This window comes from Streptomyces odonnellii (assembly GCF_000981895.1).
Lineage (GTDB): Bacteria > Actinomycetota > Actinomycetes > Streptomycetales > Streptomycetaceae > Streptomyces > Streptomyces odonnellii.
Window position 1 is genome coordinate 18,861 of the sequence record NZ_LATD01000363.1, and the last position, 13,380, is coordinate 32,240.

14 protein-coding genes are annotated in these 13,380 nt (G+C 72.6%); 5 read left to right on the forward strand and 9 right to left on the reverse strand.

The window, feature by feature from the left end; genetic code table 11:
• Positions 1–6 precede the first annotated feature (6 nt).
• Positions 7–537, forward strand: a complete 531-nt coding sequence (locus tag WH07_RS29625) for an FMN-binding protein (protein ID WP_046506630.1) — start codon at positions 7–9, stop codon at positions 535–537.
• An 8-nt stretch (positions 538–545) separates the two neighbouring features.
• Positions 546–1,313: an FAD:protein FMN transferase gene (locus WH07_RS29630; protein WP_408645952.1), complete on the forward strand. Its 768-nt coding sequence runs from the start codon at positions 546–548 to the stop codon at positions 1,311–1,313.
• Positions 1,314–1,342: 29 nt separating this feature from the next.
• Here the strand turns inward: WH07_RS29630 and WH07_RS29635 are convergent, their stop codons facing one another.
• The 5 genes from WH07_RS29635 to argC are packed head-to-tail and all read right to left on the reverse strand — an operon-like array spanning position 1,343 to position 6,218.
• Positions 1,343–1,879 (reverse strand): arginine repressor, encoded by a 537-nt coding sequence (locus tag WH07_RS29635; protein WP_046506633.1) that lies wholly within the window; start codon positions 1,877–1,879, stop codon positions 1,343–1,345.
• A gap of 7 nt (positions 1,880–1,886) precedes the next feature.
• Positions 1,887–3,086 (reverse strand): acetylornithine transaminase, encoded by a 1,200-nt coding sequence (locus WH07_RS29640; RefSeq protein ID WP_046506635.1) that lies wholly within the window; start codon positions 3,084–3,086, stop codon positions 1,887–1,889.
• Positions 3,083–4,015 (reverse strand): acetylglutamate kinase, encoded by a 933-nt coding sequence (argB, locus tag WH07_RS29645; protein ID WP_046506637.1) that lies wholly within the window; start codon positions 4,013–4,015, stop codon positions 3,083–3,085. Before argB ends, WH07_RS29640 begins: the two co-directional genes overlap by 4 nt.
• Positions 4,012–5,193, reverse strand: a complete 1,182-nt coding sequence (gene argJ, locus WH07_RS29650; protein WP_046506639.1) for a bifunctional glutamate N-acetyltransferase/amino-acid acetyltransferase ArgJ — start codon at positions 5,191–5,193, stop codon at positions 4,012–4,014. Before argJ ends, argB begins: the two co-directional genes overlap by 4 nt.
• Positions 5,190–6,218: an N-acetyl-gamma-glutamyl-phosphate reductase gene (gene argC, locus WH07_RS29655; RefSeq protein ID WP_046506641.1), complete on the reverse strand. Its 1,029-nt coding sequence runs from the start codon at positions 6,216–6,218 to the stop codon at positions 5,190–5,192. Before argC ends, argJ begins: the two co-directional genes overlap by 4 nt.
• Positions 6,219–6,400: 182 nt before the next feature.
• Between argC and WH07_RS29660 the strand changes: the two genes are divergently transcribed.
• The 3 genes from WH07_RS29660 (at position 6,401) to WH07_RS29670 (ending at position 9,098) form a co-directional block, all read left to right on the forward strand.
• Entirely contained in the window at positions 6,401–7,267 is an 867-nt protein-coding gene (locus tag WH07_RS29660) for an AraC family transcriptional regulator (RefSeq protein WP_046506643.1), read from the forward strand.
• A 160-nt stretch (positions 7,268–7,427) separates the two neighbouring features.
• Positions 7,428–7,784 (forward strand): YciI family protein, encoded by a 357-nt coding sequence (locus tag WH07_RS29665; protein WP_046506645.1) that lies wholly within the window; start codon positions 7,428–7,430, stop codon positions 7,782–7,784.
• A 42-nt stretch (positions 7,785–7,826) separates the two neighbouring features.
• Positions 7,827–9,098: an RNA polymerase sigma factor gene (locus WH07_RS29670; RefSeq protein WP_079023666.1), complete on the forward strand. Its 1,272-nt coding sequence runs from the start codon at positions 7,827–7,829 to the stop codon at positions 9,096–9,098.
• Between the two features lie 157 nt (positions 9,099–9,255).
• On the opposite strand, the gene WH07_RS29675 is transcribed toward WH07_RS29670, so the two are convergent.
• The 4 genes from WH07_RS29675 to WH07_RS29690 all read right to left on the reverse strand — a co-directional run.
• A complete protein-coding gene (locus WH07_RS29675) occupies positions 9,256–9,936 on the reverse strand; it encodes a response regulator (RefSeq protein ID WP_046506651.1) in 681 nt (226 codons plus the stop codon).
• Positions 9,933–11,303 carry a sensor histidine kinase gene (locus tag WH07_RS29680; RefSeq protein ID WP_046506653.1) on the reverse strand — a complete coding sequence of 457 codons (1,371 nt, stop codon included), beginning with the start codon at positions 11,301–11,303 and terminating at the stop codon, positions 9,933–9,935. Before WH07_RS29680 ends, WH07_RS29675 begins: the two co-directional genes overlap by 4 nt.
• Before the next feature lie 22 nt (positions 11,304–11,325).
• Complete coding sequence (locus tag WH07_RS29685) at positions 11,326–12,507, reverse strand: acyltransferase family protein (protein WP_046506664.1); 1,182 nt, start codon at positions 12,505–12,507, stop codon at positions 11,326–11,328.
• The coding region (locus tag WH07_RS29690; RefSeq protein ID WP_046506655.1) for an alpha/beta hydrolase at positions 12,500–13,380 on the reverse strand (881 nt) is incomplete at its 5' end. The genes WH07_RS29690 and WH07_RS29685, both read right to left, overlap by 8 nt.

The window sequence follows — 13,380 nt, forward strand, 5'->3', positions numbered from 1 at the left end:
CAGCCGATGAAGAGAAGACATCCGTTCCGGCGGATCATGGTCGGGGTCGCGGCGACGGCGACGGGGGTGGTGCTCCTGCTCGCGCTGAAGCAGCCGGGCGGCTCGTCGGTGGCGGGGGCGACGGCCCGGGGAGATGCGGGAGTGCTTCCCGCCGCGTCCGCCCCGGCAGCGTCCGCCCAGGCCTCGGCTCCGGCTTCGGCTCCGGGTCGTGCCTCCGGCTCCGATGCGGCGGGGACCGCAGCCGGCAGCGGGGGCGCGGGCGCGCGGACCGTGGTCGGCGATGCCGTGGACACCCAGTACGGCCCGGTGCAGGTACGGATCACCGTCAGCGGCGGCCGGATCACCGCGGCCGAAGCGGTCAAGGCCCCGGACAGCGACGCCCAGAGCCAGTCGGTCACCGCGAACGCGGTCCCCCGGTTGAACCAGTCCGCCGTCGCCGCGCAGAACGCGCGGATCGACACCGTCTCCGGAGCCAGCTACACCAGCGAGGGCTACCGGAACTCCCTCCAGAGCGCCCTCGACAAGGCCGGGGTCTGATGCCGGACATGGACGGGCGGCTGCACCACACCGAGGAGTCGATGGGGACGGTCTTCTCGTTCGACATCCGAGGGGTACGGAACGAGCCCGCGGTCCGGGCCGCTCTGCGGGCGGCCGTGTCCTGGCTGCACCGGGTCGACGAGGTCTTCTCGACGTTCCGCCCCGAGAGCGAGATCGCACGGCTGGGCCGGGGCGAACTGGCCCTGGCCGACTGCGCGCCCAAGGTCCGCGAGGTGCTGGAGCTGTGCGCGGAGGCGGAGCGGGAGAGCGGGGGCTGGTTCACCGTACGGTACGCGGGCGGTCTCGACCCGACGGGCCTGGTGAAGGGCTGGGCGGTGGAGCAGGCGGTACGGATGCTCGCCGAGTCCGGTGCCGGTGCCGTCTGTCTGAACGGCGGCGGGGATGTCCAACTGCTGGGCGGGCCCTGGCGGGTGGGCATCGCGGACCCGCTGCGCCCGGGCGAGCTGGCCACGGTGGTCGAGGCCGAGGGCCCGCTGGGCGTGGCCACCTCGGGCCCGGCCGAACGCGGCTGCCACATCCTGGACCCCCGTACGGGCGAACCTCCGGCCGATGCCCTCGCCTCGCTCACCGTGGTCACCCCCCAGGGTCTGACCTGGGCCGACGGCCGGGCGACAGCCGCGTACGCCATGGGCGCCGCCCGGGCCCGCGCCTGGCTGGAGGCCCTGCCCGGCACCGAGGCCTTCGCGGTCACCGCCGCCGGCGAGCGGTGGATGACATCCGGTTTCCACCGCCACACGGCAGAGGTGACCGCCTGAGGCCGGGCCCGCGCCGCGGGCAGCCGCGTTCAGTTGTTCTTCTGGGCCAGTTTCAGCAGATGGTCCGCGAGGGCCTGGCCGCCCGCCGGATCACGGCTGATCAGCATCAGGGTGTCGTCGCCCGCGATGGTGCCGAGGATGTCGCTCAGCTCCGCCTGGTCGATGGCCGAGGCCAGGAACTGGGCCGCGCCGGGCGGGGTGCGCAGGACGACCAGATTGGCCGAGGCCTCGGCGGAGATGAGGAGTTCACCGGCGAGGCGGCGCATCCGTTCCTCCTTCGCCGACTCGCCGAGCGGGGCGTGCGGGGTGCGGAAGCCGCCCTCGCTGGGGACCGCGTAGATCAGTTCACCGCCGGTGTTGCGGATCTTCACCGCGCCCAGTTCGTCCAGGTCCCGGGAGAGCGTCGCCTGGGTGACGCTCAGTCCGTCGTCCCCGAGCAGTTTCGCCAACTGGCTCTGGGAACGCACCGGTTGCCGGTTCAGGATGTCGACGATCCTGCGGTGGCGGGCGGTTCTGGTCTGCGGCACGGCCTGCCCGCCGTGCTCGGTCCCCTGGTCCTCGGTCATCGTCGTCTCATTCCCCGGATCGTCCTTCCCCGTACACGCTGTCGAGGATGCCGGGGAGCGCCCGGAGCAGCGTGTCGGCCTCGGCGTCGCCGATGATCAGCGGGGGCATCAGCCGTACGACGTCGGGGGCGGGCACGTTCACCAGGAGTCCGGCACCCTGAGCCGCCTGTTGCGCCTGGAGCGCGAGCGGTTCGGTGAGCACGATACCCAGGAGCAGTCCGGAGCCACGGACATGGGAGACCAGCGGGTGGCCGAGCGCCTCGATACCGTCACGCAGCTTCTCCCCCAGCCGCTTCACCTGGTCGAGCAGGCCGTCCGCGGCGAGGGTGTCCAGTACGGCGAGCCCCGCGGCGCAGGCGACCGGGTTGCCGCCGAAGGTCGTACCGTGCTGGCCCGGCTTGAGCAGCTCGGCGGCCGGTCCGAAGGCGACCGTCGCGCCGAGCGGCAGACCGCCGCCGAGACCCTTGGCGAGGGTGACCACATCGGGCTCGACACCCTGGTGGGCCTGGTACTCGAACCAGTGCCCCGTCCGGCCGATGCCCGTCTGCACCTCGTCCAGGACGAGCAGGGTGCCGGTGGCCCGGGTGATCTCGCGGGCCGCCTCCAGATAGCCCCTGGGCGGGACGACCACCCCGGCCTCGCCCTGGATCGGTTCGATGATCACCAGCGCCGTCTCCTCGGTGACCGCGGCCCGCAGCGCCTCGGCGTCCCCGTACGGCACATGCGTGACCTCGCCGGGCAGCGGCAGGAACGGCTGCTGCTTCGGGGGCTGGCCGGTGAGGGCGAGCGCGCCCATGGTGCGGCCGTGGAAGCCGCCCTGGGTGGCGACCATGTGCTGACGGCCCGTCAGGCGGCCGATCTTGAAGGCGGCTTCGTTCGCCTCGGCGCCGGAGTTGCAGAAGAACACCCTGCCCGGGCGCCCGAAGAGCTGGATCAGCCGCTCGGCGAGGGCGACGGGCGGCTCGGCGATGAAGAGATTGGAGACATGGCCGAGGGAGGCGATCTGGCGGGAGACCGCCTCGACGACCGCGGGGTGTGCGTGGCCGAGGGCATTGACCGCGAGGCCGCCGACGAAGTCGGTGTATTCGGTGCCGTCGGCGTCCATGACACGGGCGCCCTCACCGCGTACGAGGGACAGCCCGGGCGTGCCGTAGTTGTCGGCCATGACGCCCCGCCAGCGCTGTGCCAGCTCCTCGTTGCCGGTCATTTCGCTTCCCCTTCAGATGCGTTGAGTCCGCCGGGCCCGACGGCCGCGTCGGGTACGACCATGGTTCCGATGCCCGAGTCGGTGAAGATCTCCAGCAGGATCGCGTGCGGCACCCGCCCGTCCAGCACCCGTGCCGTCCTGACTCCGTTGCGTACGGCGTGCAGGCAGCCCTCCATCTTGGGCACCATGCCGCTGGACAGCTCGGGCAGCAGCTTCTCCAGCTCGGTGGCGGTGAGCCGGCTGATCACGTCGTCGCTGTTCGGCCAGTCCTCGTACAGCCCCTCGACATCGGTGAGGACCATCAGCGTCTCGGCGCCCAGCGCGGCGGCGAGCGCGGCGGCGGCGGTGTCGGCGTTGACGTTGTAGACATGCCCGTCGTCGGCACTGCGCGCGATGGAGGAGATCACCGGGATCCGGCCGTCGCCGAGCAGTGCCTCTATGGCGCCCGTGTCGATCGAGGTGATCTCGCCGACCCGCCCGATGTCGACCGGTTCGCCGTCGATGAGCGGCCGGTGCCGGGTGGCGGAGATCGTACGGGCGTCCTCGCCGGTCATGCCGACGGCGAGCGGACCGTGCTGGTTGAGCAGCCCGACCAGCTCGCGCTGGACCTGTCCGGCCAGCACCATCCGTACGACGTCCATCGCCTCCGGAGTGGTGACCCGCAGGCCCGCCTTGAACTCGCTGACCAGGCCGTGCCGGTCGAGCTGCGCGTTGATCTGCGGGCCGCCGCCGTGCACGACGACGGGCTTGAGGCCGGCCTGCCGCAGAAACACGACGTCCTGGGCGAAGGCGGCCTTGAGGTCCTCGTCGACCATGGCGTTGCCGCCGAACTTGATGACGACGGTCCTGCCGTTGTGCCGGGTCAGCCAGGGCAGCGCCTCGATGAGGATCTGCGCCTTGGGCAGCGCGGTGTGCTTGCGCGCGGTCATGAGCTGTACGCGCTGTTCTCGTGGACGTACTCGGCGGTGAGGTCATTGGTCCAGATGACCGCGGAGTCCGTGCCCGCGGCGAGGTCGGCGGTGATCCGTACCTCGCGGTAGCGCATGTCGACCAGCTCGCGGTCCTCGCCGACGGCGCCGTTGCGGCAGACCCAGACGTCGTTGATGGCGACATTGAGCCGGTCGGGCTCGAAGACGGCGCCGGTGGTGCCGATGGCGGAGAGGACCCGGCCCCAGTTGGGGTCCTCGCCGTGGATGGCGCACTTGAGGAGGTTGTTGCGGGCGATGGAGCGGCCCGCCTCGACGGCGTCGTCCTCGCTCGCGGCGTTGATCACTTCGATCCGGATGTCCTTGGAGGCGCCCTCGGCGTCCCCGATGAGCTGACGGGCCAGATCGGCGCAGACCGTACGGACGGCCTCGGCGAACTCCTCGTACCCGGGGGTCACGGCGGACGCGCCGGAGGCGAGCAGCAGCACGGTGTCGTTGGTGGACATGCAGCCGTCGGAGTCGACCCGGTCGAAGGTGGTACGGGTGGCCGCGCGCAGCGCCGAGTCCAGCTCCGGCGCCGCGACATCGGCGTCGGTGGTGAGGACGACGAGCATGGTGGCGAGGCCGGGGGCGAGCATGCCCGCGCCCTTGGCCATGCCGCCCACGGTCCAGCCGTCACCGCCCGCGACGGCGGTCTTGTGGACGGTGTCGGTGGTCTTGATGGCGATGGCGGCCTTCTCGCCGCCGTGCTCGGAGAGTTCGGCGGCGGCCTTCTCAATACCGGGCAGGAGCTTGTCCATCGGCAGGAGCAGTCCGATGAGTCCGGTGGACGCGACGGCGATCTCGCCGGCGCCGTGCTCGTCCCCGCCGGGCGTGCCGATACCGCTGTTGAGGACCTCGGCGACCTTCTCGGCGGTCGCGTGGGTGTCCTGGAACCCCTTCGGGCCCGTGCAGGCGTTGGCGCCACCGGAGTTGAGGACGACCGCGCCGACCTGGCCGCCCTTGAGGACCTGCTCGGACCAGAGGACCGGGGCGGCCTTGACACGGTTGGAGGTGAAGACGCCCGCGGCGGCTCGGCGCGGCCCCCTGTTGACCACGAGGGCCAGGTCCGGGTTGCCGTTCTCCTTGATTCCGGCCGCAATGCCCGCCGCCGTGAATCCCTTCGCTGCGGTGACGCTCAAGGTGCCACTCCGATCGTGGAAAGTCCGGTGTCCTCGGGGAGTCCGAGGGCGATGTTCATGCTCTGCAGCGCGCCGCCCGCGGTGCCCTTGGTGAGGTTGTCGACGGCGCTGATCGCGATGATGCGGCCCGCGGACTCGTCATGGGCGACCTGGATCTGTACGGCGTTGGAACCGTAGACGGACGCCGTCGCGGGCCACTGCCCTTCGGGAAGCAGGTGCACGAAGGGCTCGTCCGCGAAGGCCTTCTCGTAGGCATCCCGTATGTCCTGGTACGTCACACCGGGCCGGGCCTTGGCTGAGCAGGTGGCGAGGATGCCGCGGGGCATCGGGGCGAGGGTGGGCGTGAAGGAGACGGTGACCCGCTCACCGGCGGCCGCGCTGAGGTTCTGGATCATCTCGGGGGTGTGCCGGTGGCCGCCGCCGACGCCGTACGGGCTCATGGAGCCCATGACCTCGGAGCCCAGCAGATGCGGCTTGGCGGACCGGCCGGCGCCGGAGGTGCCGGAGGCGGCGGTGATCACCGCCTCGGGCTCGGCCAGGCCCGCGGTGTACGCAGGGAAGAGCGCGAGCGAGACGGCCGTGGGATAGCAGCCGGGCACCGCGACGCGCTTGGACCCCTCCAGCGCGGCGCGGGCGCCCGGCAGTTCGGGGAGCCCGTAGGGCCAGGTCCCGGCGTGGGCGGAACCGTAGAACCGCTCCCAGTCGGCGGCGTCCTTCAGCCGGAAGTCGGCACCCAGGTCGATGACCAGGACATCCTCGCCGAGTTGCGCGGCGACGGCCGCGGACTGGCCGTGCGGCAGCGCGAGAACGACGACATCGTGCCCGGCGAGCACCTCGCCGCTGGCCGCCTCCAGCACCCGCCCGGCCAGCGGTACGAGATGCGGCTGAAGCCCCCCGAGCCGCTGCCCGGCGCTGGAATTCCCGGTGAGGACCCCGATCTCGACCCCGGGATGCCCGAGCAGCAGCCGCAGCATCTCCCCGCCCGCGTACCCGCTCGCCCCTGCCACTGCCACGCGTACAGCCATCGAAAAGCCCTCCTCAGCGATGGCATGACTATACGTTTCAATGCAGCTTTATGCAATGCCCACGGCTGCGCACGCCCGGCTGGCCGGCCGCGCGCACCCGACTTGACCTGGCACAGAATGTCGGGTCCGGCGGGGTGGGCGCCACCTAGCGTGGTGGTCACAGAAGAGGAAGGGGACCTGGCGTGCTGGAGCGGCTCAACCAGGCCATGGAGGAGATCGAGCACCGGCTCGACCAGTCCATCGAGGTGGCCGCGCTGGCGCGCACGGCGGCCACCTCGGAGTACCACCTGCGCCGGATGTTCTCCGCGCTGGCGGGGGTGCCGCTGTCGGAGTACATCCGGCGTCGGCGGCTCACCGTCGCGGGCGCCGAGGTGCTCGCGGGGAACGGGACGCTGCTGGACATCGCGGTGCGCTACGGCTACGGCTCGGGCGAGGCGTTCGCCCGGGCGTTCCGCGCCATGCACGGTGTCGGGCCCGGCGAGGCCCGGCGCACCGGCACCACGCTCGTCTCCCAGCCCAGGTTGACCTTCCGGCTCACCGTAGAAGGGAAAAGCAGCATGCGATACCGCGTCGTGGACAGGCCAGCCTTCACCGTCGCAGGCCTCAAGGCCCGGGTGCCACTGGTGCACTCGGGGCCGAACCAGGCGATCATCGACTTCGTCCGGGGGATCGGCCCCGAGACCCTGAAGCGCCTGGAGAAGCTGTCGGACCAGGAGCCGCAGGGCATCGTCGCGGTCTGCGACGACCTGGACCCCAGCCGCGCCGAAGGCACGGAGCTCGACTACTACCACGGGGTGATCACATCGGCGGACGCCCCCGAGGGCACGGTGGGCCTCCCCGTGGCGGCCGGCGCCTGGGGGGTCTTCACCACCTCCGGGCCCGCGCCGCAGGCCATACAGGAACTGTGGCGGGACGTGTTCACCGAGTGGTTCCCCTCGAACCCGTACCGCAGCCGCCCAGGCCCCGAGATCCTGCGCGTCCGTATGTCGCCGGACCACTCCGAGGCGGACGCGGAGCTGTGGCTTCCGGTGGAGCGGGAGCAGCACTGAACGGGGAGCGTCGCTGAACGGGGCGCCCGGTTGATGGTCCGCACCACATCCCGGAGAATTTTTCGCGGGTGATGTCGATCCGGGCGGCCTCCGTTCGACGTAGGGGTGAGAGGCGGGGATCGGCCCCGCCTCGCGAGCGACGCGATCGAGGAGAGCCACCATGCCCCGCTATCTCACACTGGTCCACATCGACGAGCAGAACCTTCCCGCCGACGCGCCCGACCCGGGGTTCGATCAGCGGATGGGGGAGCTGTTCGAGGAGATCACCCGGGCCGGGGTGATGCAGGAGACGGCCGGGCTGGCGCCGACCGCCGAGGGGACCCGGCTGACCTGGTCCGGCGGGAAGGTCGGTTACACGGACGGGCCGTTCACCGAGACCAAGGAAGTCGTCGGGGGGTACTCCATCACCCGGTGCGCGGACAAGGCCGAGGCGCTGGAATGGGCCAAGCGGTTCCTGGAGGTCCACCCGGAGAGCTGGCACGTCTCCGTCGAGGTCCGCGAGATCGCGGAAGACTGATCCGACCGCGCTTGCTCCGGCCTCGCCCACCTGTTCTGATGGGTGGCTGTGACGGGAGCGAGTACGGCGGAAACGGTCGAAGCGGTCTTCAGGATCGAGTCCGCGCGGATCATCGCCGGCGTCACCCGCATCGTGCGGGACGTGGGCATCGCCGAGGAACTCGCGCAGGACGCGCTCGTCGCCGCGCTGGAACAGTGGCCGGAGTCGGGTGTCCCGGACAGACCGGGCGCCTGGCTCATGGCCACCGCCAAGCACCGCGGGATCGATCTCGTACGCCGCAGGGAGACCTACGCGCGGAAGCTGGCTGAGGTCGGGCGGGCGCTGGAGGACGTACCGCCGCCCGGGCCCGGGGATCCAGCCGAGAGTGCCGGGAGCGCCGAGGACATCGACGACGATCTGCTGCGGCTGATCTTCACCGCCTGCCATCCGGTGCTGTCGACCCGCGCCAGGATCGCGCTCACCCTGCGGCTGCTGGGCGGGCTGACCACGGAGGAGATCGCCCGCGCCTTCCTCGCCCCGGAGCCGACCGTCGCCCAGCGCATCGTCCGCGCGAAACGGACGCTCGCCAAGGCCGGGGTGCCCTTCGAGGTGCCGTACGGTGCCGACCGGGCCGCCCGGGTCTCCTCCGTCCTCGAGGTGATCTACCTGGTCTTCAACGAGGGCTACTCCGCGACGGCCGGTGACGATCTCGTGCGCCCGGCCCTGTGCGAGGACGCGCTGCGGCTGGCCCGGGTGCTGGCGGGTCTGATGCCCGAGGAGCCCGAGGTACACGGTCTGGCGGCGCTGCTGGAGTTCCAGGCGTCCCGTATCGCGGCGCGTACGGGTCCCGACGGCGAGCCGGTGATGCTCGCCGACCAGAACCGCTCCCGGTGGAACCGTATGCTCATCGCCCGCGGCTTCGAGGCCCTGCGCCGCGCGGGCCACGGCCCGTACTCCGTCCAGGCCGCGATCGCGGCGTGCCACGCGCGGACGATCCGCTACGAGGACACCGACTGGGCGACGATCGCCGCGCTGTACAGCAGGCTGATGGCGCTGGCCCCGTCCCCGGTGGTGGAGCTGAACCGGGCGGTCGCGGTCTCGATGGCGCAGGGGCCGGCGGCCGGACTGAAGCTGGTGGACGCACTGGCCGCCGAACCGGCCCTGAGGGACTACCACTTGCTGCCGAGTGTCCGGGGCGATCTGCTGGAGCGCCTGGGGCGGGACGAGGAGGCGCGCGCGGAGTTCGAGCGTGCGGCGTCCCTGACCCGCAACGAGCGCGAGAGGGAACTGCTCCGGGCACGGGCCGCGCGCTCGCGGTCGGCGCCCGGCGACTGAAGCGGGTCCGGGCCCGCCGGGCTCGGTGACGGCCCGGCCGCCGGGCTCCCGGGCCGGGGCCTGTCCGAACCCGGGGCGAGTCCTGTCCGGGCCGTCGGAAGGGCTTTTCGGGAAGGGCTCTTCGGGAAAGCCCCCCAGGAAAGCCCCTCGGGAGTCACTATCCGGTCGGCCGCACCAGTCCCGATTCGTACGCGAACACCGCGAGCTGGGTACGGTCACGCAGGCTCAACTTGCCCAGTATCCGGCCCACATGGGTCTTCACCGTCTGTTCCGCCACCACCAGACGCGCGGCGATCTCCGCGTTCGACAGGCCCTGTGCGATCAGGGACAGCACCTCGGTCTCGCGTTCCGTGAGGTCGCCGACACGGTCCTTGAGCGGGGCGCGGGGCGCGGCGGTCATCCGGGCGAACTCGGCGATCAGCCGCTTGGTGATGTTCGGGGCGAGCAGGGCGTCGCCCTCGGCCACCACCCGTACCGCGCGCGCCAGTTCGGCGGCCGAGGCGTCCTTCAGCAGAAAGCCCGAGGCGCCCGCGCGGATCGCCTCGTACACGTACTCGTCGAGATCGAAGGTGGTCAGGACGAGGACCTTGACGGTGGATCCGGCGGGGGCGGTGAGGCGGCGGGTGGCCTCGATACCGCCGAGTCCGGGCATCCGGATGTCCATCAGGACGACGTCCGGGGCGAGGTCCGCGGCCTGGGCGACCGCGTCGAGGCCGTCGACGGCCTGGCCGACGACCTCGATGCCGGGCTCGGCGTTGAGCAGTACGGTCAGGCCCTGGCGGACCATCATCTGGTCGTCGGCGATCAGTACGCGGACGGTCGGCACGGGCGTCGTCATACGGTGTCCTCGGAAGATCCGGCGGGGGCGGGTCCCGTCGCGGCCCCGTCCGGCTCCGCGAGGGGTGTCGTGGGCAGCGTCGCGGTCACTTCCCAGCCGCCCTCGGGGGTGGCTCCCGTCGCCAGTTCGCCCCCCAGCATCGCGACACGCTCCCGCATCCCGAGCAGGCCGTGGCCGGTCCCGGGCGAGGGCGGGGCCGTACCGCCGGGCGCGGTGTTGGTGACCCGGACCGTGACCCCGGAGCGGTGGTAGGCCGTCTCCACCCGTACCTCCGCCCCCGGCGCGTGCCGCATCGCGTTGCTGAGCGCCTCCTGCACGATACGGAACGCCGACAGCTCGACGCCCGGTGGCAGCGGGCGCGGCTCCCCGGTGGTGCGGCCGGTGATCCGGACCCCCGCGCCGCGCACATTGCCGAGCAGCTCGTCGAGCCGGTCGAGGGTGGGCTGCGGGGCATGCCGTACCCCGTCCGCGAGGGAGTCCCCGGAGCCGAGGGCGTCCTCGGAACGCAGTACGCCCAGCACCCGGCGCAGTTCGGTGAGCGCCCCGACGGCGTTCTCGCGGATGCCCGCGAGATTCTCCCGCAGCTCCGCGGACGGGTTCTCGGCCAGATGCGGGGCGGCCTGCGCCTGGATGGATATGACCGCCATGTGGTGGGCGACCACGTCGTGCAGCTCGCGCGCGATGCGGTGGCGCTCCTCCAGCAGGGTGCGCCGGGCCCGCTCCTCGGCGGTGATCTCCTCCTGTGCGACCAGTTCGGTACGGGCCACCTGGCGCCCGCGCAGGGCCGCTCCGACCACCACCGCGATCAGGAAGAGCAGGACGACGGTGCGGTTGACGTGGCCGGTACGGAACACGCCCACCAGCACACTGATCACCAGCACCTCGGCCGCGACCCGGGGCCGGGACCGCAGCGCCACCAGGAACAGCACCCAGGCTTCCAGCACGATCCCCGCGGCGGTCCACGGGTACATGGAGCTGGTGCGGGCGGTGAGGGGATCCGCGAACAGGGCGAGCGCCACCAGGGAACCCGTCGACGCCCACCAGGCGGCGACCGGGCGGAAGGGCGCGGCGACCAGCGCGGCGGACTGGACCGCGGCGAGCAGGAGGGCGAGCAGGGAGCCCATCCGGTAGTCGCGGGAGTACTGGTCGACATTGGAGACCAGCAGGAACACCGAGAACAGCACCAGCGGCACGAAGAACGCCGGCCACCAGTCCAGCAGCCGCGACCGGCCCAGGCGCCGGGGCGGCTCGGCGGCGGTGGTCCAGAGGTCCTCGCGCAGGGCGCGCGGCACCGCCCGTACGGCCGCCGCCAGCCGTCCGGGCCACTGCGGCGGCTCCCCGGGATTCCCCGCCCCGGGACTCCCCACCCGACTCCTCACAGGCTTCACCTTAGGCACGCCGCATCACCTCTTCCTCTTCCCGGTCGGGACGCCCTTCACGGACGATCCGGCCGCCCGGCCGCAGCCGCCCTTTGTGAGCAGTGATCTCGTACGTACGGAACGCCGCCCAGCACACCAGCAGCGCCGCCGCGAACACCGGCAGCCAGGCCAGCCGCGCCAGCACCCAGCCGCTGCCGTCGGGCACGGTGTGCAGTCCTGGCAGGGCGCCGCCCGTGAGCAGACCGAGGGCGGTGACGGCGATCATGGCGGTCTGGTGCCAGAGGAAGACCGTCATCGCGGACAGATTCAGCAGCGCCACCGCCGCCCAGGCCGCGGGCCGCCGCAGCCACCGGCGCAGCGGGCCGGTGAGCAGCAGGGCCGCCCCGCACTGGGCGAGGCCGAAGGTGACGGCGGCCAGGGTCGGCGGGTCGAGGTTCGAGACCGCCGCGCCGGGCACGCCCACCATGGACGCCGGGTAGCCGGCGAACAGGATCAGCGCGGCCGTGGCAGCCGCGCCGCCGAGCAGCAGCCCCCAGCCCGCCCGGCGTCCTGGCAGGCCGCCGCGGGCCCAGGCCGCGCCCAGGCAGTACGGTACGAGCCAGCCTGCGGCCACATTGATCCAACCGAGCCACTCCGGGCCGCCGAGTCCGTACCGGAAGAGGTCGACGTACAGCACCACGGCCAGCGGCCACAGCGGGTGCAGCCGGGCGGCCAGCGGGGTGGCCGCACTCAGCGTGGCGAAGACCAGCAGGAACCAGAGCGGCGAGAGCACCAGCCGGAACAGGGCGTGCACGGTGTCGTATCCGGCGCCGGAGGCCAGCATCGTGCCCGCGGCCACCGCCCATACCGCCAGCACGGCGACGACCGGCCGGAACAGCCGCGCGAGGCGGGCTCGGAGCCACTGCGGATAGCCGGTGCCGTGCGCGCGGGCCGAGGCGTAACTCCTCGCCCCGACCTGCCCGCCGACCAGGAAGAAGACCGCGAGCGTCTGGAACACCCAGGATATGGGCGCCAGTTGGGGCATGTAGTGGAGCGGGCTCGCGCCGCGTACGGTGCCGCTGTCGGCGACTAGGGCGGTCACCAGCCAGTGCCCGAGCACCACGCCGAGGATGGCGAAGGCACGCAGGGCGTCGATGGCGCGGTCGCGGTCCGGCGGGGTGGCGGACTCGATCCGCCGTACGAGATCACGCATGGCGGGCCGCCTCGGGCGCCCGTCCGGAGACACCGGTGTTTCCGGCTCCGGCGACGATCCGGGCGAGGTTCCGCAGGGAGACGGAACCCGGCTTGAGGTAGTCGCTGTGGCCGCCCGGGCCCGCGTCGAAGAGGCGGGCGCCGAACTCCCGCGACACCGGATCGGGCCCGAACCCGAGTGTGGTGAAGGGCAGTCGGAGGCGGGTGTGCGGCACATGGGCGATCCAGTCGCCGTCCCCGCGGCCCGCCCAGACGGTGGCCCGGGTGCGCAGGCCGGCGGCGCTGTCGACGCCGGTGCCGGGGCTGCCGTACAGGACGATGTCGGAGACCGGCAGGCCCGGGGCGGCGAGCGCGCAGACCACCGAGCCGTACGAGTGGCAGAGCAGGGCGGTCCTGGCGGCGGGCTTGGCCGAACGCAACTCCCGTATGAAGGAGCGGAGTCGAGGCGCCGCTTCATGGGCGCGGCCCGGGGTCACCGCCTCGGGACTCACCGTGCCCGGAGTCTCGTATCCGAGCCAGGCGATCACGGCGGACCCGGCGCCCAGCTCCCGCTGGAGCGCCCGCGCGCCGGACCGGAAGCGCCCGTACCGGTCGAGGTCCGTGTCCGAGCCCGGTACGAGGACGGCGATCCGGTCGGCCCGCGCCAGATCGCCGAAGACCTCGGCGGTACGGCCTCCGTCACGGCCGTCGAAGGAGAGGAAGTGGCGCGAGGTGGCCGCCATGGCGCGCAGTGCGGCGGCCCGTCTTCGGTCGCCGTGGCCGGACGCCATGCGCCCGGCTGCCCGGATGGCGGCGCGGTTGGCGGCGTACCGGGCGTCCAGGGCCGGGCCCAGGGCAACGGCCGCGAGCGGGGCGAGGACGGGCGGGGCGGGGG

What these genes read in the sequence shown, in the direction of transcription:
- WH07_RS29685 (WP_046506664.1), bottom strand. Translation starts at nt 12,507, where the DNA reads ATGCGTGATCTCGTACGGCGGATCGAGTCCGCCACCCCGCCGGACCGC.
- WH07_RS29630 (WP_408645952.1), top strand. Translation starts at nt 546, where the DNA reads ATGGACGGGCGGCTGCACCACACCGAGGAGTCGATGGGGACGGTCTTC.
- argB (WP_046506637.1), bottom strand. Translation starts at nt 4,015, where the DNA reads ATGACCGCGCGCAAGCACACCGCGCTGCCCAAGGCGCAGATCCTCATC.
- WH07_RS29675 (WP_046506651.1), bottom strand. Translation starts at nt 9,936, where the DNA reads ATGACGACGCCCGTGCCGACCGTCCGCGTACTGATCGCCGACGACCAG.
- WH07_RS29640 (WP_046506635.1), bottom strand. Translation starts at nt 3,086, where the DNA reads ATGACCGGCAACGAGGAGCTGGCACAGCGCTGGCGGGGCGTCATGGCC.
- argC (WP_046506641.1), bottom strand. Translation starts at nt 6,218, where the DNA reads ATGGCTGTACGCGTGGCAGTGGCAGGGGCGAGCGGGTACGCGGGCGGG.
- WH07_RS29665 (WP_046506645.1), top strand. Translation starts at nt 7,428, where the DNA reads ATGCCCCGCTATCTCACACTGGTCCACATCGACGAGCAGAACCTTCCC.
- WH07_RS29625 (WP_046506630.1), top strand. Translation starts at nt 7, where the DNA reads ATGAAGAGAAGACATCCGTTCCGGCGGATCATGGTCGGGGTCGCGGCG.
- WH07_RS29635 (WP_046506633.1), bottom strand. Translation starts at nt 1,879, where the DNA reads ATGACCGAGGACCAGGGGACCGAGCACGGCGGGCAGGCCGTGCCGCAG.